Below are 22796 nucleotides of genomic sequence, written 5' to 3'. Positions count from 1 at the left end.
CCGCACCGGCAACGACATCCGCCACGCGGCGAAGGTGTGTCGCAACCGGTTCGTTACGAAAGGACCCGCTCGAGCGCCTGCCTGACGAGAAGGCCACGCACCTCGTCGATGCGGCCGGCCAGTTCAGGCGCCAGCTCCCCTGCACGTCCTCGCGAGGCGGCATCCGTCCGGCGCAGCAGCGTCGACAGGGCGGACTCGATCAGCGCGGCCTCGCGTTCCGCGTTCTGCCGGAGGCTGCGCAGGTGGCGCGGTTCGATGCCGTGCCGGACGAGCGCCACCAGGGCACGCAGCAGCGTGAGCACCTGCTCGGGATAGGAGTCGGATGCCGTGATGAGGCCGGCGCTGACCGCCTCGTTGAGCAGCTGCGGTGTGGCACCGGAGGCGGAGATCAGTTCGTCGCGGCGGTAGCGGCGCGCCGGCGGCGCGATCGACGGCGGCGCGACGACGCGGCGGCCGTCCCCCTTCGCCTCCGCCTCGTCCAGCTGCTCTCGGATGACGCTGAGCGGCAGGTAGTGGTCGCGCTGCAGGATCAGTGCGGTACGCAGCCGCTCGACGTCCGCCGGGGAGAACTTGCGGTACCCCGACTCGGTCCGCGACGGGTTGACGATGCCCTGCACCTCGAGGAAGCGCAGCTTGCTGGAAGTCAGCTGCGGGAACTCCGGTGTCAGCCGGGCCAGGACCTGACCGATGCTGAGAAGGCCCGCGGGCGCGGAGCGCTCACGGGCGGCGCCGGCCGCCGCCATCAGGCGTTCGCCGCGAGATCGACGGGGGACGCGAAGAAGTTCAGGCGGAACTTGCCGATGCGCAGTTCGTAGCCGTTGGCGAGCTCGCTGCGGTCGACGCGCTCCCCGTTGACGTAGGTCCCGTTCAGGGAACGCTGGTCGATGATCTCGAAGGCCGATCCGGCGCGGGTGATCTCCGCGTGACGACGCGAGACCGTCACGTCGTCGAAGAAGATGTCGGCCTCGGGGTGGCGCCCCACGGTGGTGACGTCGGAGTCCAGCAGATAGCGGGCGCCGGCGAGTGCACCGGCGCGGACCAGCAGCAGCGCAGAGCCGGACGGGAGCGCCGCGATCGCGGCCTGCTCGGCGTCGGTCAGTTCCACGCCGAAGGGCACGAAGGACAGGTCGGAGTCGTGGCCGAACGTCTGCGTCACGTCGTGCCGCTGCTCGCCGCTGCGGTGAATCGCGCCTCCGGCGCCGATCGGGCTGTCGCTCTGTGTCACGGGTATCCCTCCTCCGGCCTTCCAGCCTATCGGATGCCCAGGGCCCGGCGGGAGGGGGACAACGGCGACCCCGGTGGGTCGTCACGTCCCGCTCGCGCAGGTTGCGGAGGGATAGGCTGGAGCCATGCCACACTACGATGTCGTCATCCTCGGCGCGGGCCCTGGCGGCTACGTCGCCGCCGTCCGCAGCGCGCAGCTCGGCCTGTCCACCGCCATCATCGAGGAGAAGTACTGGGGTGGTGTCTGCCTGAACGTGGGCTGCATCCCCTCGAAGGCCCTTCTCAAGAACGCGGAGCTCGCGCACACCCTGAAGCACAAGGCCGACTTCTTCGGCATCTCGGGTGAGTTCACCATCGACTACGGCAAGGCGTGGGACCGCAGCCGCGTCGTCGCGGACGGTCGCGTCAAGGGCATCCACTTCCTGATGAAGAAGAACAAGGTCACCGAGTACGAGGGCCGCGGCACCTTCACCGGCCCGAAGGCGATCTCGGTCGCCAAGTCCGATGGCTCCACCGAAGAGGTCACCTTCGACAACGTCATCATCGCGACCGGCTCGACGGTCCGCCTGCTTCCCGGTGTGCAGCTCAGCGACAACGTCGTCACCTACGAGGAGCAGATCCTCTCCCGTGAGCTGCCCGAGTCGATCGTCATCGTCGGCGCCGGCGCCATCGGCATGGAGTTCGGCTACGTCATGTCGAACTACGGTGTGAAGGTCACCATCATCGAGTTCCTCGACCGCGCGCTCCCCAACGAGGACGCCGACGTGTCGAAGGAGATCGCCAAGCAGTACAAGAACTACGGCATCGACATCCTGACCTCCACGAAGGTGGAGTCGGTCGTCGACAACGGCTCGTCCGTCACCGTCACCTACACCGGCAAGGACGGTCAGCAGGGCTCGATCGAGGCCGGCAAGGTGCTCATGTCGGTCGGCTTCGCCCCGAACGTGAACGGCTTCGGGCTGGAGAACACCGGCGTCAAGCTCACCGAACGCGGTGCGATCGAGATCGACGACCACATGCGCACGAACGTCGAGGGCATCTACGCCATCGGCGACGTGACCGCGAAGCTGCAACTGGCCCACGTCGCAGAGGCGCAGGCCGTCGTGGCGGCCGAGACCATCGGTAACGCCGAGACCATGACGCTGGGCGACTACCGCATGATGCCGCGCGCCACGTTCTGCTCGCCGCAGGTCGCGTCGTTCGGTCTCACCGAGCAGCAGGCCAAGGACGAGGGCCGCGAGATCAAGGTCGCGACCTTCCCGTTCATGGCCAACGGCAAGGCGCACGGTCTGGGCGAGCCGGTCGGCTTCGTCAAGCTGATCGCCGACGCCGAGCACCTCGAGCTCATCGGCGCCCACATGATCGGCCCCGATGTATCGGAGCTGCTGCCCGAGCTGACCCTCGCGCAGAAGTGGGACCTCACCGCTCTGGAGCTGGCCCGCAACGTGCACACCCACCCGACGCTGTCGGAGGCGCTGCAGGAGGGCTTCCACGGCCTCGCGGGGCACATGATCAATTTTTGACACGTAGGCTCCTGGGTCCCTGACCCGGGACCAGACCACAGGCCCCCGGAACGCGATGACCGTTCCGGGGGCCTTCCTCGTCACAGCCCTCGCATCGTGACCAGGTCCGCACTCCTGCCGCGCAGCACCGGCGACCCCAGGAGGCGGATCAGCGCGTCGCGGCCGGAGAGAGCCGCGCCCGTCGCCGGCGCTCCCATACTCATGTAGAAGGCCGCCCGCCGCTGCGCCACCCGCGCCGCCGCGAGCCGTTCGCCCTGAAAGCGCTGCAGCGCGCCGGGCCGGTGCAACGTCTGAGTCCCCAGCGCCTCCGCGAGTCGCAGCGCGTCGACCCACCCGAGGTTCATGCCCTGGCCTCCGATCGGGCTGGTCTCGTGCGCGGCATCCCCGATCAGCACCAGGCGGCCCTGCACCATCCGCGCGGCGGTGTGCTGGCTGACACCGAACCGCGAGGGGCGGGCGTTGCTCGGCATCGCGGGCGCCGCGCCGAGACGTGCGAGGATCTCCGCCTGGAAGGCGGCGGCCGACCGCAGCGGCGCGCCGGCGCGCTCCCGCACGACCCACCGCCGGGCTCCGCCGGGAAGCGGGAACGACTCCACGAGTCCGGCGGGTTCGCAGTGCACCCGCGCGATCGCGTCGTCTCCCCGGCCCGGGAGGTCGGCCATGGCGTAACGCGCACGGCCGCGACGGCTGCGCCACCCGATCCCCGCCGCATGGCGCAGGCGGCTGCGCACCCCGTCGGCCGCGACGAGGAGCGCGGCGGTGATGTCGTGCTCCGTCCCGTGCCGGGCGATGAGCACACCGACGCGGTCGCCGCGGTCCTCGAACCCGGTGACTTCCGCACCTCGCAGCACGGTCGCCCCGGACTCCGCCAGGCGCCCGGCCAGCAGCGCCTGGGTGCGGTGCTGCGCCAGTGTCAGCACCGGGCGCTGCCGACCGAAGTCCACGCGAGCGAGCGTCCGGCCTCGGGATTGCACCTCTCCCCCGTCGAGGGTCAGCCCTTCGCGGCGGACTGCGTCGCCGACACCGGCGGCGTCGAGGGCGGCGAGGCCGGGAGGATGGATGCCGATCGCTCTGCTGCGCGCGTCAGGTCCGCTGTGCCGTTCGCAGACCAGCACGTCGAAGCCCTGCGCTGCCAGCAGGCAGGCGAGCAGCGCGCCGACCGGACCGGCGCCGGCGACGATGACGTCACGGTCCGGCATCCGCTTCCTCCCACCGCAGTTCGAGCCGGGCTGGGATGCCGGTGCGCACCCGCCATCCCTCCGGGACGACGGCGGCCAGTTCGTCCGGGGTGTACGAACGACGGATGCTGATGAGGCCGTCGGTGCGGATGAACGATCCGGCGAAGAGGGTGGGCGCCAGCGGTGCGGTCGCCACGGCGAACAGGACGTACGCGGTGCGGCTGCGGGCGATGTCGTGATGACACACCACCCCTCCCGGTGCCACCAGCCGCCGGGAGTCGGCGAGCACGCCGGACAGCTCCTCGGGGGCGAGGTGGTGCAGCACGTGGTTCGACAGCACCACGTCGAAACGCTCGCCCTCGTCGGCCAGCTCTCCCGCCGGCGCGCAGCGGTATCGCACGCCGGAGCCGGCATCCTGCGCCCGCGCCCACGCGATGGCCCGCGCATCGAGGTCGACGGCGGTCACCTCTCCCGGGATGCCGTCGCGGCGCAGCCGTGCGGAGAGGGCCCGGGAGATGTCGCCGCCGCCGGCGCCGATGTCGAGGATGCGCACCGGACGTCGCTGCGCGCGCGGGCGGATCTCGCGGCGGTACAGCGTCCGCCACCGCGAGACGACGGCGTTGACCAGCGCGAAGCGCTGGTAGGTGCGCTGCAGCATGCGGAGGTCCGCGGCCGGATCGTCCATGAGCTCGCGCGCCGCGGACGCCCGCACCGACAGGTCAGGCATCGCCCGCCGGACCGGTGACCGTGAGCAGCGCGCTCTCGGCGGTGAGGCCCGGCCCGAACGCCATCGCCGAGACCCGCTCGCCCTCAAGCACCCGGTCGTCGTCGAGCAGCGCGCGCAGGACGAACAGCACGGTCGCGCTGGACATGTTCCCGTAGTCGCGCAGCACGTCGCGGGCCGGCGTCAGCTGCTCGTCGGCGAGGGCGAGGCCGCTCTGCACATGATCGAGGATGCTGCGCCCGCCGGGGTGGATCGCCCAGTGCTGCACGACGTCGCCGATCCGCTCATCGTCGAACGCCGCACCGAGGTCGGCCTCCGCCGCGAACAGAGGACGCAGCGCCTCGTGGATGCTGTCGCCGATGATCTGCGGCACCGCCGTGGACAGCACCATCTCGAACCCGGTGTCGCCGATGGTCCAGGCCATGTCCTTCTCCCCCTGCGGGGCGATCGCGGTGTGGAAGCGGTCCAGTGCGAGCCCCCTTCCCTGTGCCGGGTGTGCGGAGACGATCCCGGCGGCCGCGCCGTCGGCGAACAGGGACGACGCGATGATGGCATCCGGGTCCTCGGAGGAGCGCAGGTGCAGGGTGCACAGCTCGACGCTGACGACCAGCACCACCGCATCGGGATCGGCCGCGCAGAACTGCGCGGCGCACCGCAGCGCCGGCATCGAGGCGTAGCAGCCCATGAACCCCAGGTGGTAGCGCTGCACGGCGTCGGAGAGCCCGAGCGCTCGCACGATCGCGTAGTCCGGCCCCGGGGCGTGGAAGCCGGTGCACGACACCGTGATGACGTGCGTGACGTCCTCGGGGCCGAACTGCGGATCGGTGTCAAGAGCCCGCCGGGCGGCGGCGACGAACAGCCGCTCGGCCTCCACCGCGTACAGGTCGTTGCGCAGGCGGGTGCCGGGCTCGCGGAGTTCGCCGGTGGCGCGGTCGTAGAAGTGCGTGCCCTCCGGCTCCGCGGTCAGGTCGAGCTCGCGCAACACGGTGTGCCGGGTGCGCACGCCCGATCCGTCGAACGCGGTCGTCACCAGGCGCTTGGCCAGCCGCCCGAGGCCGGGCTGCGCGGCGAACACGTCCCGCACCTCGTCCTGGTGAAGCGGGGTGTCGGGAACGATCGTCTGCAGGGAGCGGAGGATGGCGGCCGTCATATCGCTACCGAATCACGACGTGTGGGTGGGATGCAGGGGGTTGCGCATCGCGCGTCGCTCTGTGCATGCGTCGCACCCCCGCCGGTCAGACCCCGAGCGCCCTGGCGAGCTTCGACCCGGAGGACGGCGGGCGACCGCCGACGGCCAGCACCGCCTGCTCCACGGCGTCGAAGAACGCCGCGCGCTCGTCGTCGCCAGATGGCGCGGCGGGACCGAGCTCCATCTCCCACTCCCGCCATTGGCGCCGGGTGCCGGTGCGCAGGTCGGTGGCGCGCACCTGGTCGTCCACGAACTCCGCCACCACCCCGTCGGGTCCGGTGAGGTGGTAGGCGGTGCGGGTGTTCTCGATGCGGGCGAGCGGCTGCAGCTCGTCGGCCGTCCACTGCGCCACCAGCGTGGCCACCGCCTCCGGCATCCGTCCGTCCTCGTCGAGCGGCCACCCGAGCTCGAGGCGTCCGTCGCCCTGCCGTGGCCCTTTGACGTGCCAGCCCGCATCCGGACCGCCGGTGCGCCGCCGAAGCGCGACACCGCGACGGGCGAGTGCGGCGTCGGCCGTGTCGAAGTAGCGGGCGTCGAGGTCGCGCAGCTCACCGGCCGACACGCTCGTCACGCCGGGCAGACGCGCCCAGTCCGGCAGGGGCGTGTCGGCGTCCGCGTCGAACTTGCGCTCGACCTCGAACGACCGCTGCGGCTCAGTCGTCACCGGGGACGATGTCGTCGCCGGACTCGACGAAGCGGAACGGCACCTCGGTGGGGCCGTCGCTGTCGCCGGTGCGGGTCGCGTCTCCGTCGCGGCGATAGGTCAGCTGCGTCTCGCTGTACGGGAGGGTCAGGGAGTCGAGCTCGACGTCGTCGAGCGGGAGGATCTGCCCGTCGAGCGGGCCGCCGTGAAGTCGTGCGAGTGCCATAGCCTCACCCTAGCCGCCGCCGCAGGCATCGGCGCCGGTGCGCGCCGGATCGGTCAGGATGCCGTGATCGCGAGCGCCGCGCCGAGGATCATCCACGGACCGAAGGCGATGCGGGTGCGCCGGTCGGCGCGGCGCAGCGCCATGAGCATCAGGGCGAACAGCGCGCCGAGCAGGAACGCCCCGGCCGCGCCGAGGAGCAGCGTCGTCCAGCCGTGCCACGCCAGCAGCACGCCGAGCGCCGCGGCGAGCTTCACGTCGCCGCCGCCCAACCCCTGCCGGGACGCCAGGTGCATCACCGCGTAGAACACCCCGAGGGCGAGACCCCCGGTGAGGGCGCGCAGCATCCGTCCCGTGTCGCCGGTGGCCAGCCCGTCGACGATCGCCAGCGTCACCAGCGCGCCCAGTGCGGGCAGCACGATCCGGTTCGGCAGCCGGTGCTCGCGGGCGTCGATCACGACCAGCCATCCGCCGACCGCGGCGAGCGCGGCGTGCACGACGATCACCGCGACGTCGTGCGGGCTGAGCGCAGGCATGCAGGCAGGTTAGAGGATGCCGGCGGTGGGCGTGGCGGGGCTGTGGATAAGCAGCGTCCCGCCGCCCCCGGCTCAAGGGCATTCTGCACAGCACGGCAGGAGCGGCAGGTGCATACCGCCGATGGCCGCTTCATGCTCACTTCTAAGGTGAGTCCAGCGCCTCGAGGTTCGCCCGACACAGCGGCAATGCATCACCGACACCCCGAGACTCGCGCGAACCCGAGTAGAGAGAGAAATGCAATGAAGCAAACTATCCGCTCCACATCCAGGACCGTTCTGCGTCGCGGCGCCGCGATCGCCGGTCTGGTGTCGATCGCTGCGATCTCCGGATGCGCATCCTCTTCCGAGCCGGTCAGTGGCTCACCCGGCGAGGGCGCACTGGTCGTGTACTCCGGCGATGCCAACGCAGACGCATACATCGCGGCGTTCAACGAGGAGCATCCCGACATCAAAGTGGACCTGATCACCGGCAACACGGGCGAGCTGCTCAGCCGCGTACAGTCCGAGGCGGGCAAGCCGCAGGGGGATGTCTACTGGGCGGGCGGAGACCCTGGCCTCACCAACCCCGAGCTGTTCGAGAAGCTGCCCGGAAGATTCCAAGACGGCATCCTGGAGGAGTTCCGGCTGGAATCCGGCTATGGCGTGCCCTTCAACGGCTTCCTGAACGCGTTCGTCTACAACACCGATCTGGTCGATGAAGACGACGCTCCACAGTCCTGGGCGGACCTCGCGGACCCCCAGTGGCAGGGCAAGATCTACCTCGCGAACCCGACGTCGTCCGGCAGCGGCTACTCCGCGATGTCCGACTGGGTCACCGTCGGCGGCTGGGACCTCGTCGAGGACATCGCGAAGAACATCGTCGTGGTGGAGGGCACCTTCGCGCCGTTCCAGGCCGTCACCGGAGGCGAAGCGGCCATCGGGATCGCCAACGAGGGCTTCCTGGCGTACCTCGAAACGGACAACGTGGAATTCGTCAACCCCTCGGATGGCGCCGGCATCACCAAACAGGCGCTGCTGAAGATCAAAGACGGCCCGAACCCCGACAACGCCGAGACCTTCATCGAATGGCTGGTCTCCGAGGACGCTCAGACCCTGATGACCGAGACACAGCCCGGCGCGCGTCCGGTCATCGACGGGCTGGATGCGAGTGGGGTTCCCGCCCTCTCCGACGTGGAGGTCATCGAACAGGACGGCGACGCGACGGCCAAGCACGACGAGTGGGTCGAGCGCTGGCAGGAGATCATCACCTCGCTGTGAACGCCCGGATCCGGGCGGCTGAGGGGCATCGCCGCATCCGCCGCCCGGATCCTCGTCACGGCTCGCGTCACGCCGCGCATCGTTGCGCGCACTACGAAAGGTTTGACATGTCCGCCTCGGCGACTATCAGCATCTCCGACGTCACAGTGATGTTCGGCAACGATCACCGCGCCGTCAACGCCGCGAACCTCGAGGTGGGGGACGGCGAGTTCTTCACCCTGCTCGGTCCCAGCGGATGCGGCAAGACGACTCTGCTGAGGACGCTCGCCGGCTTCATCCGGCAGACCGCCGGATCCATCCGCATCGGTGGCCAGGCCGTCGATCACTTTCCCCCGCACCAGCGGGACACGGCCATGGTCTTCCAGAACTACGCGATCTTTCCGCACCTCACGGTCGCGCAGAACGTCGCCTACGGGCTGAAATCCCGCGGGCTGCACGGCGACGAGGCCCGAGCCAGGGTACGGGAGACCCTGCACATGGTCGATCTCGAAGGATATGAGGACCGGCTCCCCCGCAGCATGTCAGGCGGGCAGCAGCAGCGCGTCGTGATCGCGCGCGCCATCGCGACCAGGCCGCGCGTGCTCCTCATGGACGAACCGCTCGCGAATCTGGACGCCAAGCTGCGCAACCGGCTGCGTCTCGACATCCGCCGGCTGCAGCAGGAACTCGGCATCACCACGATATACGTGACGCACGACCAAGACGAGGCGCTGTCCCTATCGGATCGCATCGGCGTCATGAGCCGGGGCGATCTGCTGCAGGTGGGCACCCCTCACGAGATCTTCCGTGCACCCGCCACCGTCGCAGTCGCGAAGTTCGTCGGTGAAGGCAACTTCTTCGTCGCCAAGGCCGCCGGGTCAGAAGCGATCCTCGAGAACGGTTCGCGGATCCCCGTCGCAGGACTCGAGGCCGCGTCCGGAAAGGTCGAGATCGGCTTCCGTCCGCACAACGTCCGGCTGGTCGGCCACGGATCCGTTGATGCGGTCTTCTCGGGGAGCGTCGCCGAGACCATCTATCTCGGCACGCTCACTCGATGCGAGGTCGATTGCGGGCTCGGACAGCGCGTCCAGGTGGACATCGGCGAGGGTGGCGCCGTTCCCGAGGTCGGCTCGAGCGTGGGCCTGGCGGTCGGTCCGGATGCGATCATGAGCTTCGCACACGATGACGTGGACGCGGAGCTGTGAGCGCGCCGATCGCGAAGGAGCGACGACAGCGCGCGCCGCTCGGATTCTGGACGATCGTCTCCATCGTCGTCCTCGGGTTCCTGCTGCTCTTTCTCATCTTCCCGCTCGTGCGGCTGATCGGCTCGAGCCTGCTCGCAGACGATCCGAACCGCATTCTCCAGGCGTACAGCGATCTCGTGACGAAGGCCTACTACCGGGACGCGTTGCTGAACAGTCTGATACTCACGGCTTGTGCGACGGTGATCGCCACAATGCTCGGCACGACCCTCGCCTACCTGATCAGCCGCTACCGGATCCGGGGCAAACTGTTCGTGCGGGCCCTGATCGTGCTCACGTTCGTGTCGCCGCCGTTCATCGGCGCCTACTCCTGGATCCTTCTCTTCGGGCGCAGCGGTTTCGTCACGGAATGGTTCGCCGGATGGGGCATGACGCTCCCAAGCATCTACGGCTGGGCGGGCACCATTCTCGTGCTCGGACTGCAATCCACGCCGCTCGTGTACCTGATGGTCAGCTCCGGCTTCAAGACGATCGACCAGAGCATCGAGGATGCCGCGATCAACCTGGGCTCGTCGCATGCGAAGGTGTTCTGGAGCACCACGCTCCCACTGATGCGCCCTGCCATCTCGACGGGGGCACTGCTCGCCGCGGTGACGGCGTTCACGGACTTCGGCACACCGGCGATCATCGGACAGAACCTGCGCGTCCTGCCACGGCTGATCTACTCCGAGTTCGTCAGCGAGACCGGCAGCGACTACCAGGTGGCCAGCGCCCTCTCGGTCGTCCTGCTCCTGTTCACGATCGGTGCGCTCACTTTCCAGCGCTTCTACGCCCGCCGCCACTCCTACGGCAACTCCTGCAACATCCCCCTGGGAGTTCGCCAAAGCACACGCGCCCACCGCCTCCTGGTCAACGTCGCGGTGTACGGCATCCTGCTCGTCACGGCACTGCCGCTCTTCACGGTCGTCGCGAGTTCCCTGCTCAGAACGCAGGGCAGCAGGTTCATCCTCGAGTTCAGCCTCGAAGGCTGGCAGAACACGCCACGGCTCTGGGAATCCCTCGGCAACACCATGTTCCTGGCGACGACGGCCACCGCGGTCTGCGTCATCGTCGGACCGCTGATCGCCTACCTCATCGTTCGTCGCCCGGGCCGCACCACCGGGTTCATCGACTTCCTGTCGATGGTCCCGTACGCCGTGGCCGGCGTCGTCCTCGCCATCGCCATCAGCGTGACCTTCGGTGGCGCGCCCTTCTACCTCGCCGGCACCTTCCTGATCCTCGTCATCGTCTACGTCGTGCGCAGGCTGCCGTTCTCGGTGCGCTCCTCCGCGGCGATGCTCGGGCAGACCGGAAGCCAGGCGGAGGAGGCATCCGTCAACCTCGGAGTACCGCCGAGCAGGACGTTCCTGCGCATCACGGTCCCCATGATCCTCCCGGCGATCCTCTCCGGCGGACTGCTGACCTGGGCGACCCTGGTACGGGAGTTCAACGCCACGGTCATCCTGTACGGCAGCAGCACCGGGACGATGTCCGTCGAGATCTTCCGGCAGATCCTGCGCGGAGACTTCGGAGCGGCCTCCGTCATCGGAACGCTGCTCATCCTGGTCAGCCTGGCGCCCATCCTCATCTTGTTCAAGTTCCTCGGAAAGGACGAAGAGTTCCTCTCATGACTCACCCGACGCCCACCCCCGCGACCCCGGACGAGCTGCGCATGCTGCCGCCAGGGCACCCGTCGCGGAGGATTCCGCTGGACGGCACCTTCAACTTCCGCGATGTCGGCGGGTACCCGAGCGAACGACTCGGCAGCCTTCGCGCCGGCGCGCTGTACCGCTCCGATGCCCTCGGCGACCTCACCGAGTCAGACCGCGGTGTGCTGTCCGACCTCGGAGTCCAGACAGTGATCGATCTCCGCGAGAGTGCGGAGATCGCGTCGTACCCGGATCGGCTCGACGGCCTGGCGATCCTCGAGGTGCACGTGCCGGTGTTCGAGGACTCGCTGTTCGCGGGGAGCTACGAGCACCTCACGGAACCGATGACCCTCGAAGGGCTGTACGACGAGATGCTCACGGTTCGTGCACGGCAGTTGGCCACCGCCGTGGAAACCCTTGGAGCACCGGAGGGGCGCTTCCCGGCGGTCGTGCACTGCACGGCCGGAAAGGACCGGACAGGAGTCGTGGTCGCCATGCTGCTCGGCGCGCTCGATGTGCCGCTTCAATGGATCGTGGACGACTTCGCCGCCACCGAGTTGTTCCTCGGCCCGGCGTTCGTCAAGCGCATCGAGGAGCACTATCGCAGGAACGGGTTCCCGGCGAGCATGGCGGCGAGCCCTACACGCGCCCCGGCCTCCCTGATGTCCGCGTCGCTGCAGCGCGTCACCGACGAATATGGCACGGTGGAGGGCTTCCTCCTCGGGCACGGCGCCACGCGCGCGTCGCTCGACCGGATCAGGAACGCGCTCGCGGGGTGACCCGTCACCGCCGGGCAGGAACGGAACCGCTCTCGATCTGCGCTGTTCGCCGTTCTCGGGATCATGACGGGTAACACCCGCCGGGTCCTCCTCTCGCTGTTCGGCCTCGGCGGTTTGGTCTCCGTGTTCCCGCTGGCGACGTCGCTGTTTCAGGTGGCCGGTGCAGTGGTCCTCGTCGCGCTCGGCGTTCAGGCGCTCGCGCAGCTCGCCGGCCGCGGGATGCCCCCGGCCTGACCTCGCTCAGCGCGTCGGCGCCAGCGACGACACGTCCGTGTTGGCCCCGCACAGCACCACGCAGACGCTCTCTCCCGCCCCTGGGCGGTAACCGTTGCGGCCGCGAATACCCGCCAGAGCGGCTGCAGCACCGTGCTCGACGGCGAGCCGATGATCATCCCAGAGGGATTGCCGCGCGTGCACGATCTCGTCGTCGGTCACGAGAACCGAATCCACCAGCGGATGCTGTGCGGCCTGCCACGCCATCTCCGACACCCTCCGCGCGCCGAGAGAGTCGGCGGCGATCGAGTCCACGTCGACGTCGACGGGCGCGCCCGCCTCGATCGCGGCGTAGAGCGCGCGACACCGTACCGGTTCGACCGATACCGTGCGCACTCCGCGATGCCGTGCCGCCGTCGTCACGCCGGCGAAGAGACCTCCCCCACCCACGGAGACGACGACGGTGTCCAGCTCGGGGAGCTGCGTGTGCAGCTCATCCAGCAGCGTCCCTGCTCCGGCCGCCATGAGCACGTCGTCGTATGCGTGGGCGAGCAGAGCCCCAGTGTCCTCCGCGAAGACACGCGCGGCACCCACCGCCTCCTGGAACTCCGAGCCGCCGACGCGGACGTCGGCCCCGTAGCTTCGCAGTCGCGCCACCTTCACCGCCGGAGTGGCCGCCGGAACGAACACGGTCGCCGGGACACCCTGTGACCGTGCCGCCCACGCGAACGCCATCCCGCCGTTGCCACCGGACGCTATGGCGACACCGGACTGCGGGAGCGCCTGCGACTCGGCATGCGCGCGCAGATGATTCTGCGCCCCGCGCGCCTTGAACGACCCTGTGAACTGCATGAACTCCAGCGCCAGGTGCAGGGAGAAGGCCTCTCCCGAGTGCACGCGGGCCACCGCGACCCGGCGCACGCATCCGCGGATGCGCCGGGTCGCAGCCTCGACGTCGACGTACCCGAGCTGCGACGCGCCTCCCATGGTTCAGCCGATGACCGCGCCACCCTGCACAACCGTCCGCTGCGCATCCTCCGCCCAGACGACCGAGAAATCCTCGAGAGGATTCCCGTCGAGGATCACGGCATCACCGTGCGCGCCGATCCCGAGGTGCCCGATCGCAGTGTCGCCGAGGATCTCGGCGTTGGCCATCGTCATCGAGTGCAGCGCCTGCTCTGCGCCGAGCGAGTCGACCTGCAGCCGGACCCCGTGCAGCTGCTCGTCCTCCATGTCGCCCATGAGGTCGGTGCCGAAGCCGACCCGGACACCAGCGGCGAGCGCAGTGGCCGCAGCCTCCTTGCCCTTCGTGAGCACCTCCTGGTTCTTCGCGAGTGAGATGCTGTTGAGCCCGAGCTCCGCGCCCCGTCTGCCCATCGCGTCGTACGTGACCAGCGTCGGCACCAGGGACACCCCGCGTCGGGCCATCTCTGCTGCCGTCTCCGCATCGATGAGGTTGCCGTGCTCGATGCATCGCACTCCGTTCTCGATGGAGTGCATGACCGATTCGGAGGAGTAGGAATGCGCCGTGACGTACGTGCCGCGCCGAGCGGCCTCGTCGCAGACCGCACGAAGTTCGTCGGCCGAGTACTGCGGCACCCGCACCGGATCCGTCAGCGAGAAGACTCCACCCGACGTCATCACCTTGATCGCGTGCGCGCCCGTCCGCAGGCGGTTCCGCACCGCGAGTCTCAGCGCGTCGACACCGTCGACGACGTCGCACATGTGACCGTGCCCGAAGCAGACGTCGACGTGCTCCGAACGCGGGTCGCCATGTCCACCGGTCTGGCTGAGCGCAGGTCCGGTGAAGAGGTACCGGGGCGACGCGAAGACGTCACGGTCGACGGCCCGCTTCAGCCCGATGTCGCCGCCGGCGACGTCGCGCACGGTCGTGAAGCCGCGGCGCAGCGCGGCTCCGAGGCGTTCGGCCCCCTTCACGGCCGCGTAGCTCAGCGGCCCGCGTTCGTTCTGAAACTGGTCGACGCCATAGGCGTACGCATGGAAGTGCGCGTCGATCAGCCCGGGGACGATCCACTTGCCCGTGGCGTCGATGACGTCGGTCTCGACACCGGCACGATCCGAGACCCGGCCATCCACGATGACGAGGTCGCGCTCGGCGAACCCCTTGCCGAGGCCCTGCCACACTCGCGCACCGGCGATCACCAGTGATGCTGTCTGTACCATTCCCTGTCCTTGTCCTCTTGGGCCCCTGAGGGCCGGCTGTCAGCCCGCCCTCAGGGCTGCTGTCGCGCGTTCGTCGACGACGAAATCGTCGGTGACGACGAGTCGGTAGTCCCGTGCGGCCGCCTCACGCGACACGAACCCGTTGCGCACGTCTCGGACGATCGCCTCCGGATCCCGCTCGCTCGGGTCGCCGTAGCCACCGCCGCCGCCGGTCGCGTTGACCAGCACCTCGCCGGCCTCGAGCCGGTTGTAGCTGCCGCCCTGCCAGACCTCGTCCGCCGTGCCGGGGTTGAGGATGACGGCGTTCGGCATCCCTTCTCCGCCTCCGGCGATCCCCCACGGCTTCGTCTGCGTCTTGTAGGCGATCATGATGCCGGTACCGGGCGCGGTGAAACGATACGACCGCGAGATCCCGACGCCACCGCGGTGCCGGCCGATGCCGCCGCTGTCCGGACGGTAGCCGTAGTGCTCGAGCAGCAGCGGCGTGCGCATCTCGAACACCTCGACCGGGGTGTTCCGGCACCCGGGCTCGGACAGGTGCATGATGCCGTCCTGCCCGTCGTGGGACGCCGTGCCTCCGAAGCCGACGGCTTCGTTGCTGCCGTCCTGCCACAGTTCTCCGGTGCGCGGGTTGGTGCCGAGGCCGATGAATGCGCCGACGTCGCCGCCGGAGCAGGCCGGGATGCGATCGGGCATTCCCTGTGCGAGCGCCTTCAGGATGACCTCCCCGGCGAGGATGCCGGTCCACAGCGTGAAGGTCGGCATCGGCGGCAGCGCGTGCACCACTGAGCCGGGCTCCGTCACCACGCGCATCGGCGCGAAGTTCCCGGCGACGACGGGAGAGTCCGGCGTGGTGATCGACTTGAAGATGAGGCAGCAGGCCGCCTCGGTCATGCCGAGCGGCACGTTCACCGGGCCCTTCACGCCCTTCGCACTGCCGGTCCAGTCGATGATCATCTCCTCGTCGGTCACCGTGACCGTGCACTGGAGCTTCACGAGCTGGCCGACGTCGACGCCGTCCTCGTCCACGTAGTCGACCGCGGTCCAGGTGCCCTTCGGCAGCTGGGCCACCGCGAGGCGCGCCAGGCGCTCACCGTGTTCGTTGATCGCCGCCATCGCCGCGGTGAGCGTCTCCGCCCCGTACTTCTCGGCGAGCTCCCTGGTGCGCTTCACGCCGGTGAAGCAGGCCGAGACCTGCGCCTGGATGTCTCCGATCGTGGCGCGCGGACGTCGGCTGTTGAACTTGATGATGTTGATGACGTCGTCGTTCAGCACTCCGCGGCGGTACAGCTTCGACACCGGGAGGATGAGGCCCTCTTGCGAGATGTCGGTCGAGTCGAGCACGTAGCCCGGGTCTTTCTGGTTGAGATCCACGACGTGGATCCGGCACGTGACGAAGCCGATGAGCTCGTCGTCGTGGTGCACCGGGGCGAAGACGAGGGGATCGAGCACGTGCGCGCTGGACCAGTACGGGTAGTTCACGATGAAGACGTCGCCGGGTTCCATCGCCTCCTTCCCGAGGAACTCGATGGAGCGCTTCAGCCCGAAATCATTGCCCCTGGTGAACACCGCGACGCCGGGAGTGTCGGCGACCACGTTGCCTTCAGCGTCGTGGATGCCGATTCCGTAGTCGTGGATCTCGTAGACGACGGTGTTGTACGCCGTGCGGCAGAGATTGCGGGCGATCTCCTCGGCTGCGGCGAGGAGTCCGTGCCGGATGATCTCGATGGTGATCGCGTCGACCATGATCAAGAGCCTTTCACTGCGTTGTTGATGGAGATGACGAGTTCGCCGTAGGCGCCGACCGAGAGCCGGTCGCCGTCGTGGAGCACCGTGGTGGCGGTGTGCTCGGTGACGATGGCAGGACCTTCGAGCGCATCGCCCGCCAGCAGGTCCTCACGGGCGACGAGGGCGTACTCCTGGAGCTCGTCGTCGGGAAGGACGACCGTGCGCGTGCGTCGTTCGAAAGTCGATCCGTCCTCGCGGGCGGCGATGCCGGGCAGGTCTGGCTTGTCGACCACGCCCACGGCAGTCAGACGCAACGTCGTCACCTCCACGGCGTCGTCCATGACGTGGCCGTACTGGCGCTCGTGCAGCTCGTCGAACTCCTTGCGGATGGCCGCTCGCGGGTCCTCGCCGTCGTCGCCGCCGGCTCGGTATCCGACGGCGACCGAATGCTCCTGCCCCTGGTATCGCACGTCGAGTGCTCGATGGAACAGACGGGATCCGGCACCGAAGCCCTCGTCCTCGAGCAGACGCGCCGCCTCCTCCTCCATCTCGGAGAACACGGAGTCCGCGGTCTCCGGGTCGAGGCTGTCGAGCAGCTGCACGCTGGTGCGTGCGAAATCGTGCTGCACGTCCGCCATCAGCATGCCGAGCGCGGAGAACGCGCCCTGGCCGGGCGGCACGATCACCTCCGGGATGCCGAGCTCGCGCGCCACGTCCACGGCGACGAGACCTCCGCCGCCGCCGAAGGAGAGCAGCGAGAAGTCCTTGGGGTCGTGTCCGAGTTCGATCGAGATCGCTCGCACGGCTCCCATGATCTTCGTGTTCGAGATCTGCACCATTCCGCGCGCGAGCTGCGTGACGGAGATGCCGAGCTCCCCAGCGATCGGTGTGAGAGCGTCGACGGCCTTCTCACGATCCAGCGTCAGCTCGCCGCCGAGCGGAGTGTCGGTGCCCAGGTAGCCGATCGCCAGCGCGGCGTCCGTGAAGGTGGGCTCCGTGCCGCCGCGCCCGTAGGCCGCGGGGCCGGGAACAGCTCCGGCGCTCTTCGGACCCACCTGCAGCGCACCGCCCGCGTCGAGGTAGCCGAGCGAACCGCCGCCCGCACCGATCGTGTGGATGTACAGCGAGGGGGTGTTGATCGGCAGACCCTCGAACTCGGCGCCGTGATACAGCACCGGCTCGCCGCCGAGCACGAGAGAGGCGTCGAGGCTCGTACCGCCCATGTCGATGGTGATGAGGTTGGGGCGGCCGATGAGCTTCGCGAAGCCCGCCGCGCCGACCACACCGCCCGCCGGGCCGGAGAGGATGAGGTTGACCGGCTGCTCGCGCGCCGCCGACGCCGTCATCGCCCCGCCGCCCGAGCGGGAAAGCAGGAACTGGCCGTCGAAGCCGCGCCGCTCGAGCTCGCCCTCGAGCGCTTTGAGGTAGCTGCGCATGATCGGCTTGATGTACGCGTCGAGCACGGCCGTGCTCGTGCGCTCGTACTCCCGGTACTCGCGGGAGAGCTCGTGCGAGAGCGTGACCTCGACTCCCGGTGCCTCCTCGTTCAGGATCTCGCGCATGCGCAGCTCGTGGGCCGGTGCCACATAGGAGTGCAGGAACGCCACGGCGACGGCGTCGTAGCCGCGCTTGGCGATCTCACGTGCCACTGCACGCGCATCATCCTCGTCGAAGGGCGTCAGGATGCTGCCGTCGAAGTAGCTGCGCTCGGTGACCTCGAAGGTGTCATAGCGCTCGAGCAGCGCGGCCGGCTTGCGGTAGGAGATGTCGTACATCACGTTACGGTTGGTGCGCCCCAGCAGGTACACATCACGGAAACCCCGCGTCGCGATCGTCGCGATGCGTGCTCCGGTGCGCGTGAGGAGCGCGTTCAGGCCGAGAGTGCTGCCGTGATTGAACATCGACACCTGAGCCGGTTCCGCCTCGGCCTTGTCGAAGGCGGCGAGCACGCCGCTCGTCGGCTCCTTGGGCGTGGTCGGCACCTTCTCGAACCGCAGCTCTCCGGTCGCTGGCACCAGCTTGACGACATCGGTGAACGTGCCGCCCACGTCGATGGCGATTCGGACGTTTTCTGACATGGAGTTCTTCCTCCTGGGATATCTCGTGGTCTGTGAGGCCGGGGACGGATGAGTCCGTCAGTCCCGGGTGATTCGGTGGTCGACGCGGTAGAGACGCCCGATGCCGATCTCCGCGTCGGCGAGCAGTTCGGCCAGCTCCGGCGCGGTCCGGTTGCGGAGGGGGTGGTCGAGCCACTCCTGGTAGCCGTTCTCATCCGGCCACTCCGCGGTCACGACGACTTCTCCTGAGCCGTCGGCAGCGACGGCGATGTCCGAGCTGACCTGCCGGGTGAGGTTCATCGACTCCTGCAGGATCTGTTCCCTGCGGTAGAGCTCGAGGATGCGCTCGACGTGCTCGGCGTTGGCGCGGAGCGTGAGGACTGAGCGGTACATGGGTATCCGGTCTCCATCGATCGGGGTGTGTGCGTGAGCCGAGACTGCTCGACTGCTGCGACGGTATCCCCCGGCCTTCACGGCCGATTATGCAAGGTGCACAATCACAGCGCGCGCGACGGTGCCGCTGGGCGGTTGGCGCTCGCGGCGACAGCGCGGCGACCGGCAAGCGCCGCGAGCAGCATGTGCGTCGGGAGCACCTCCGCAGGATCCGCGAGCGACAGGCCGAGCACCTCGGCCCTGCGGATGCGGGCCTGCACGGTGTTGCGGTGCAGGCCCAGCGTCTTGGCCGCACCCGAGACGGATCCGCGGCACGCCAGGTACGCGACGACGGTCTCGATCACCTCGTCCGCCGCCGGATCCGCGAGCAGCTCCGGCATCATCACGCTCGCGAGCTGCTCGGCGAGCTCGCCGGGAAGCAGCCGGTCGAGGAGGCGGGAGGGGATCTCGCTGAAGACGAGCAGACCGCTGCCCGCGCCTGCCGGCGCATCCGGCGAGTCGTCGCCGGCGAGTCGCGCCGAGATCCAGGCTTCTCGCACGCTGTCGACGATCTTCGCCTGGCTGCTGTGACGGCGCGAGACGCCGACCCTGATGTCCAGACCGCGCACCGCCTCGAAGCGCGTCCGCATCTCGGCGATCGAGCGCTGCTGCTGGCCGCCGTCGGCGAGCTGAGCGAACGCCAGCCAGCCGTCGGTGACGCGCGCGAGCGGCATGTCGGGGAAGCTGCCCTGCCAGAGCTGGTGCACCGCCGGGCCGAGCCGCTCTCCGTCGCCGGTCAGAATGCACACCGCGACATAGGGGCCGCTGAGGGGCCATCGCAGCAGCCGCTCGAAGGCCTCCTGGCCGGGCGCATCCAGGAAGCCGGTCTTCGGAACGCCGGCGAGTGAGGTGACCGTGAGCGGCGGGAGCGAGTCGAGGATGGAGTCCAGTCGCGACTCGTTCAGCAGCGCGCGCACCGACGGCACCGCCGCGTGCAGCACCTGTGAGGCGTAGTCCCGCTCGTGATCGCCGGTGTCGACGACCAGGGCATCCGGGCTCCGGTCGCGGAGGTAAATCGGAACGGAGACGCGCACCGCGGGGCCGGCGCCGCGCGCGGCGGCGGTGCGTGAGGCTGATCCGGCATCCGCTTCGGCGCTGAAGGTGACCGTCCCCGACGATTCGATCCGCACGGCGCGACCGGAGAGCTCCCGCGAGATCGTCTCCATCGCCGACGTCAACGTCTCCGCGTGCGCGATGCGCTCCGTGAACGCCTGGATCCGGGCGATGGATCCGGCGCGCGCGAGCCCGATCTGCAGGCCGACGTCGAGCGCCAGACGGGTGGAGTCCTGTCTCGTTCCCAGCAGTGTGACGTCGAGACGTCTCGCCAGTTCCACGGCGGTGTCGGTGATCGACGGATCCGGCACGATCAGCGCACTCGCCCGGCGCTCCCAGGCGTAGCGCAGGGCCGCCGAGATCATCCACCCGCCCATCGCCGCGCGATCCGAGAGCACGATCACGGTGTCCGGTCCCACCGACGTGATCTCCTCGATGTCGGCGATGAGCGCGAGGTCCTGGACCCGCACGGTCGTGGCCGAGAGATGCAGGACGTCGAGATCGCGCAGACTGCTCGCCTCGAGAAGATCGCGCAGTTCGACCGGCCCGCTCAGGTTCCGGCTCATGATCTCCGCCCCCAGGTCCCGACTCCGAACAGATTGAATGCCGTCGGGCCGCCGAGGCGCAGCCCCTCCGGCGTGTACCAGGGGTCCGCCGCAGGCATCACGACGATGTCGACCACGTTGCCGGTCCACAGATCGTCGAGAGTGGCGACGCACCCGTCGATCGGACGCATCATCGTGATCACGTCGGGCACCACGGCGCGCACCGCTCCGTCGACCATCATCATGAGCAGCTCGTTCTTCACCTCGAGCTGCACCAGCCGCCCCTGCGACTCCTCGATCAGCACCACGCTCGCCGGCCGCTGGATCTCCCCCGGCGGGGCCGGGCGGGAGAGCCAGGCGGCGTCGCCTACGCGAGCCCTGAGGATCTGCTGCACCCCCACGGATTGACGCAGCGCATTGTGCTTCTGCTCCGTGGCCAGCGGCGAGTCGAGGATCTGACCCATCTTCATCAGGCGCGTGATGCTGCCGAGCACGCCCGTGCGGGCCAGCGTGCCGGCATCCATCGGGTAGGTGGCGGTGGCCGCCCATCCGCCGTACTCCGCAGCGAGGGCGCGCAGCAGGCGCTCGGCCCGCAGCGGAGCGGAGACCTGGATGAGGGCGGACTCGCCGGTCGCTCCCGACGCCGCGACCGGCCCGACGGGCAGGCCCGCAAGCGTGAACACCGTCTGGTTCACCAGCGGGAGGATGCGCCCCATCGGGTCGGCGTCCACGACGGGCAGGCCGGTCTGCATCCCGACCAGCAGCGGCAGGAGAGCGTTGGCGCTGCCCGCCGCCAGCGGGATGAGGCCGGCGACGGGGCGGCCCAGCGCCTCCTCGATGAGCCGGAGCGATGTGACGAACTCGTCCCCCACCGGTCGCAGATCGGACATCGGGATGCCGTTGTTCACGAACCCGACCGAGACGACGAGCGCGTCCTCGTCGAGCTCTGTCACGTCGCACAGCTCCGGTGCGGTGGAGTGCGCCTCCATGTGGGCGAGGATCCGCTGGGTCTCCTCGTCGCACCAATCCGGATCCGCGGTGCACGCGTTGAAGATCGACCCGGTGCGCAGGTGGCGGATGTCCTCAGCCGTGAGGCGCATGGCTCTCCCCTCCCCGCCATCCTCCGTCGGCGCCGGCGCCGGAGGCGACCGCGCGGACCCGCACGGCGACCACGCGCGGCTCCTGATAGGTCGTCGCGACGACGCGGGAGTCGATGACGCGCACGTGCGATGGCGACGCTCCGAGCGCGACGAGGCGGGTCCGCACGCGTGCTTCGGCGGCGACGAGCGCCTGGCGGATGTCCTCGGCGTTCGAGATGATGACGACGCGGTGGGTCCACTCGGTCAGTGCGCTCGACGCGGCCCCGAGCGCGCACAGGTCGACGACGGCCGGGTGCGCGTCCGGGATCTCGGCGGTGTGCCCGGGCTCGGCGACGACGGGGTGGGAGCGGGGCCGGTCGGATGCTGCTGCGGGCAGCGGCACCAGATGAGCAGCCTTGGTCGCGATCGCCCCTTCAGGACCTGCGAGCTTCGCGCGCACCGCGGCGACCCCGTCGATCATCTCGCCGAGATACGCCCCGTCCGGTCCGGCGACCGCGAGTCGGCCAGCGTCGATCCCGCACACGACGGCCGCGCCGATGAGTTCGCTGGCGCGGGCGGCGGCCATGGAGTGCACCGGGGTCACCGAGAGACGAGCCAGCGGCACGCAGCCGCCGTCGTTGGTGGTCACATACAGTCGGGCGTGCGGCAGGCGGGTGCTGGCCACGAGCACCAACGACGTCACCAGCGACTCCGCTTCGGGTATCAACGAGCTGTTGATCACCGCGGTGCGCTCGCGGGTCCCGAAGGATCCGCTGTCGAAGTGGTGTGAATAGCCGACGCTGGCGGGCGCCGCGTGCTCGAGCAGGATTTTGCCGGCCTCGATCTCGTGCGACGAATCGATGAGCGACCCGACGCTGGTCACCGCGTAGCGGCCACCTGGCGCGACGTCGGCCACGATCCTGCGCAGCCCTTCGGCATCGAACGGCACGAGCTCCTCGCCGAGGGTGGTGTGCCCGCCCGCGACGTGCAGGATGCGAGCCCGGGAGAGCGCCGCCTCCCCGTCGCGGAGCTCGTGCGCGCGGTCCACCGGCGGCCTGGGGGCGATCCGCACGACGGTCACCGGTTCCGGCTTCGGCGTCAGCAGTGCGCTCACGTCCACGGTGAGCGTCGAGATCTGCTCGGATCCGCCGCCCGCCGCGGCGCCATCAGCGCCCGGCGCGGCATCCGCCTCCGCTGCGGCGTCCTTGCGCGCCTCGCTGATCAGCCGGGACAGCAGCCTGTCGAATGCCGAAGGGACGGCATCGTCGGCGACGCGAATCTGCTGCATTCCGCGCCGGCCGTCCGACCGCACGTACACCCCGGCCATCACCGACTCGGTGATGCGTACCCCGACGTGCAT

General features: G+C 69.5%; 22 protein-coding genes. 6 read left to right on the top strand and 16 right to left on the bottom strand.

Annotated features, from left to right (window positions below; genetic code table 11):
• Window positions 1-53: 53 nt before the first annotated feature.
• Both ftsR and RIF65_RS05280 read right to left on the bottom strand, forming a co-directional pair.
• Window positions 54-743 carry a transcriptional regulator FtsR gene (gene ftsR / locus RIF65_RS05285; protein ID WP_309066366.1) on the bottom strand — a complete coding sequence of 230 codons (690 nt, stop codon included), beginning with the start codon at window positions 741-743 and terminating at the stop codon, window positions 54-56.
• Window positions 743-1225, bottom strand: coding sequence for an FHA domain-containing protein (locus RIF65_RS05280; protein ID WP_375142128.1), 483 nt, complete (start codon window positions 1223-1225; stop codon window positions 743-745). The genes ftsR and RIF65_RS05280 overlap by 1 nt, the downstream gene beginning before the upstream one ends.
• A gap of 124 nt (window positions 1226-1349) precedes the next feature.
• Here RIF65_RS05280 and lpdA point away from each other — a divergent pair, with 124 nt between their 5' ends.
• Window positions 1350-2747 (top strand): dihydrolipoyl dehydrogenase, encoded by a 1398-nt coding sequence (gene lpdA / locus RIF65_RS05275; RefSeq protein WP_309066367.1) that lies wholly within the window; start codon window positions 1350-1352, stop codon window positions 2745-2747.
• Window positions 2748-2827: 80 nt separating this feature from the next.
• On the opposite strand, the gene RIF65_RS05270 is transcribed toward lpdA, so the two are convergent.
• The 6 genes from RIF65_RS05270 to RIF65_RS05245 all read right to left on the bottom strand — a co-directional run bounded on the left by RIF65_RS05270 (window position 2828) and on the right by RIF65_RS05245 (window position 7240).
• Window positions 2828-3946 carry an FAD-dependent oxidoreductase gene (locus tag RIF65_RS05270; protein WP_309066368.1) on the bottom strand — a complete coding sequence of 373 codons (1119 nt, stop codon included), beginning with the start codon at window positions 3944-3946 and terminating at the stop codon, window positions 2828-2830.
• Window positions 3933-4652: a methyltransferase domain-containing protein gene (locus RIF65_RS05265; RefSeq protein WP_309066369.1), complete on the bottom strand. Its 720-nt coding sequence runs from the start codon at window positions 4650-4652 to the stop codon at window positions 3933-3935. Before RIF65_RS05265 ends, RIF65_RS05270 begins: the two co-directional genes overlap by 14 nt.
• On the bottom strand, window positions 4645-5799 hold the full coding sequence (locus RIF65_RS05260) for a type III polyketide synthase (RefSeq protein ID WP_309066370.1): 1155 nt from the start codon (window positions 5797-5799) through the stop codon (window positions 4645-4647). Before RIF65_RS05260 ends, RIF65_RS05265 begins: the two co-directional genes overlap by 8 nt.
• Before the next feature lie 85 nt (window positions 5800-5884).
• On the bottom strand, window positions 5885-6502 hold the full coding sequence (locus tag RIF65_RS05255) for a CYTH domain-containing protein (protein WP_309066371.1): 618 nt from the start codon (window positions 6500-6502) through the stop codon (window positions 5885-5887).
• The gene (locus RIF65_RS05250; RefSeq protein ID WP_309066372.1) at window positions 6492-6707 is read right to left on the bottom strand and encodes a response regulator; all 216 of its coding nucleotides are present in this window, start codon (window positions 6705-6707) and stop codon (window positions 6492-6494) included. The genes RIF65_RS05255 and RIF65_RS05250 overlap by 11 nt, the downstream gene beginning before the upstream one ends.
• Before the next feature lie 53 nt (window positions 6708-6760).
• On the bottom strand, window positions 6761-7240 hold the full coding sequence (locus RIF65_RS05245; protein WP_309066373.1) for an A24 family peptidase: 480 nt from the start codon (window positions 7238-7240) through the stop codon (window positions 6761-6763).
• A gap of 240 nt (window positions 7241-7480) precedes the next feature.
• Here RIF65_RS05245 and RIF65_RS05240 point away from each other — a divergent pair, with 240 nt between their 5' ends.
• The 5 genes from RIF65_RS05240 (at window position 7481) to RIF65_RS05220 (ending at window position 12379) form a co-directional block, all read left to right on the top strand.
• Complete coding sequence (locus tag RIF65_RS05240; protein WP_309066374.1) at window positions 7481-8497, top strand: ABC transporter substrate-binding protein; 1017 nt, start codon at window positions 7481-7483, stop codon at window positions 8495-8497.
• A gap of 107 nt (window positions 8498-8604) precedes the next feature.
• Window positions 8605-9681 carry an ABC transporter ATP-binding protein gene (locus RIF65_RS05235; protein ID WP_309066375.1) on the top strand — a complete coding sequence of 359 codons (1077 nt, stop codon included), beginning with the start codon at window positions 8605-8607 and terminating at the stop codon, window positions 9679-9681.
• Complete coding sequence (locus RIF65_RS05230) at window positions 9678-11348, top strand: ABC transporter permease (RefSeq protein WP_309066376.1); 1671 nt, start codon at window positions 9678-9680, stop codon at window positions 11346-11348. The genes RIF65_RS05235 and RIF65_RS05230 overlap by 4 nt, the downstream gene beginning before the upstream one ends.
• Window positions 11345-12145 carry a tyrosine-protein phosphatase gene (locus RIF65_RS05225; RefSeq protein ID WP_309066377.1) on the top strand — a complete coding sequence of 267 codons (801 nt, stop codon included), beginning with the start codon at window positions 11345-11347 and terminating at the stop codon, window positions 12143-12145. Before RIF65_RS05230 ends, RIF65_RS05225 begins: the two co-directional genes overlap by 4 nt.
• A gap of 42 nt (window positions 12146-12187) precedes the next feature.
• Window positions 12188-12379: a hypothetical protein gene (locus tag RIF65_RS05220; protein ID WP_309066385.1), complete on the top strand. Its 192-nt coding sequence runs from the start codon at window positions 12188-12190 to the stop codon at window positions 12377-12379.
• A gap of 6 nt (window positions 12380-12385) precedes the next feature.
• On the opposite strand, the gene RIF65_RS05215 is transcribed toward RIF65_RS05220, so the two are convergent.
• From RIF65_RS05215 to RIF65_RS05180, 8 genes are all read right to left on the bottom strand, one after another.
• The gene (locus RIF65_RS05215; protein WP_309066378.1) at window positions 12386-13345 is read right to left on the bottom strand and encodes a serine/threonine dehydratase; all 960 of its coding nucleotides are present in this window, start codon (window positions 13343-13345) and stop codon (window positions 12386-12388) included.
• Window positions 13346-13348: 3 nt separating this feature from the next.
• Window positions 13349-14542, bottom strand: a complete 1194-nt coding sequence (locus RIF65_RS05210) for a metal-dependent hydrolase family protein (protein WP_309066379.1) — start codon at window positions 14540-14542, stop codon at window positions 13349-13351.
• 39 nt (window positions 14543-14581) lie between these two features.
• Window positions 14582-16288, bottom strand: coding sequence for a hydantoinase B/oxoprolinase family protein (locus RIF65_RS05205; protein WP_309066380.1), 1707 nt, complete (start codon window positions 16286-16288; stop codon window positions 14582-14584).
• 2 nt (window positions 16289-16290) lie between these two features.
• Window positions 16291-18348, bottom strand: a complete 2058-nt coding sequence (locus RIF65_RS05200; RefSeq protein WP_309082496.1) for a hydantoinase/oxoprolinase family protein — start codon at window positions 18346-18348, stop codon at window positions 16291-16293.
• Window positions 18349-18405: 57 nt separating this feature from the next.
• The gene (locus tag RIF65_RS05195) at window positions 18406-18720 is read right to left on the bottom strand and encodes a hypothetical protein (protein ID WP_309082495.1); all 315 of its coding nucleotides are present in this window, start codon (window positions 18718-18720) and stop codon (window positions 18406-18408) included.
• 104 nt (window positions 18721-18824) lie between these two features.
• A complete protein-coding gene (locus RIF65_RS05190) occupies window positions 18825-20378 on the bottom strand; it encodes a PucR family transcriptional regulator (RefSeq protein WP_309082494.1) in 1554 nt (517 codons plus the stop codon).
• Window positions 20375-21457 carry a DUF917 domain-containing protein gene (locus RIF65_RS05185; protein WP_309082493.1) on the bottom strand — a complete coding sequence of 361 codons (1083 nt, stop codon included), beginning with the start codon at window positions 21455-21457 and terminating at the stop codon, window positions 20375-20377. The genes RIF65_RS05190 and RIF65_RS05185 overlap by 4 nt, the downstream gene beginning before the upstream one ends.
• Window positions 21441-22796 carry a hypothetical protein gene (locus RIF65_RS05180; RefSeq protein WP_309082492.1) on the bottom strand — a complete coding sequence of 452 codons (1356 nt, stop codon included), beginning with the start codon at window positions 22794-22796 and terminating at the stop codon, window positions 21441-21443. Before RIF65_RS05180 ends, RIF65_RS05185 begins: the two co-directional genes overlap by 17 nt.

This window comes from Microbacterium sp., from assembly GCF_031180975.1.
Lineage (GTDB): Bacteria > Actinomycetota > Actinomycetes > Actinomycetales > Microbacteriaceae > Microbacterium.
This window is presented reverse-complemented; position numbering and strand designations above follow the sequence as displayed.

Excerpts from the sequence above, each read along its gene's own strand:
- ftsR (WP_309066366.1), bottom strand. The coding sequence starts at position 743 with ATGGCGGCGGCCGGCGCCGCCCGTGAGCGCTCCGCGCCCGCGGGCCTT.
- lpdA (WP_309066367.1), top strand. The coding sequence starts at position 1,350 with ATGCCACACTACGATGTCGTCATCCTCGGCGCGGGCCCTGGCGGCTAC.
- RIF65_RS05270 (WP_309066368.1), bottom strand. The coding sequence starts at position 3,946 with ATGCCGGACCGTGACGTCATCGTCGCCGGCGCCGGTCCGGTCGGCGCG.
- RIF65_RS05265 (WP_309066369.1), bottom strand. The coding sequence starts at position 4,652 with ATGCCTGACCTGTCGGTGCGGGCGTCCGCGGCGCGCGAGCTCATGGAC.
- RIF65_RS05260 (WP_309066370.1), bottom strand. The coding sequence starts at position 5,799 with ATGACGGCCGCCATCCTCCGCTCCCTGCAGACGATCGTTCCCGACACC.
- RIF65_RS05250 (WP_309066372.1), bottom strand. The coding sequence starts at position 6,707 with ATGGCACTCGCACGACTTCACGGCGGCCCGCTCGACGGGCAGATCCTC.
- RIF65_RS05245 (WP_309066373.1), bottom strand. The coding sequence starts at position 7,240 with ATGCCTGCGCTCAGCCCGCACGACGTCGCGGTGATCGTCGTGCACGCC.
- RIF65_RS05240 (WP_309066374.1), top strand. The coding sequence starts at position 7,481 with ATGAAGCAAACTATCCGCTCCACATCCAGGACCGTTCTGCGTCGCGGC.
- RIF65_RS05235 (WP_309066375.1), top strand. The coding sequence starts at position 8,605 with ATGTCCGCCTCGGCGACTATCAGCATCTCCGACGTCACAGTGATGTTC.
- RIF65_RS05225 (WP_309066377.1), top strand. The coding sequence starts at position 11,345 with ATGACTCACCCGACGCCCACCCCCGCGACCCCGGACGAGCTGCGCATG.
- RIF65_RS05215 (WP_309066378.1), bottom strand. The coding sequence starts at position 13,345 with ATGGGAGGCGCGTCGCAGCTCGGGTACGTCGACGTCGAGGCTGCGACC.
- RIF65_RS05210 (WP_309066379.1), bottom strand. The coding sequence starts at position 14,542 with ATGGTACAGACAGCATCACTGGTGATCGCCGGTGCGCGAGTGTGGCAG.
- RIF65_RS05205 (WP_309066380.1), bottom strand. The coding sequence starts at position 16,288 with ATGGTCGACGCGATCACCATCGAGATCATCCGGCACGGACTCCTCGCC.
- RIF65_RS05200 (WP_309082496.1), bottom strand. The coding sequence starts at position 18,348 with ATGTCAGAAAACGTCCGAATCGCCATCGACGTGGGCGGCACGTTCACC.
- RIF65_RS05195 (WP_309082495.1), bottom strand. The coding sequence starts at position 18,720 with ATGTACCGCTCAGTCCTCACGCTCCGCGCCAACGCCGAGCACGTCGAG.
- RIF65_RS05190 (WP_309082494.1), bottom strand. The coding sequence starts at position 20,378 with ATGAGCCGGAACCTGAGCGGGCCGGTCGAACTGCGCGATCTTCTCGAG.
- RIF65_RS05185 (WP_309082493.1), bottom strand. The coding sequence starts at position 21,457 with ATGCGCCTCACGGCTGAGGACATCCGCCACCTGCGCACCGGGTCGATC.
- RIF65_RS05180 (WP_309082492.1), bottom strand. The coding sequence starts at position 22,796 with ATGCACGTCGGGGTACGCATCACCGAGTCGGTGATGGCCGGGGTGTAC.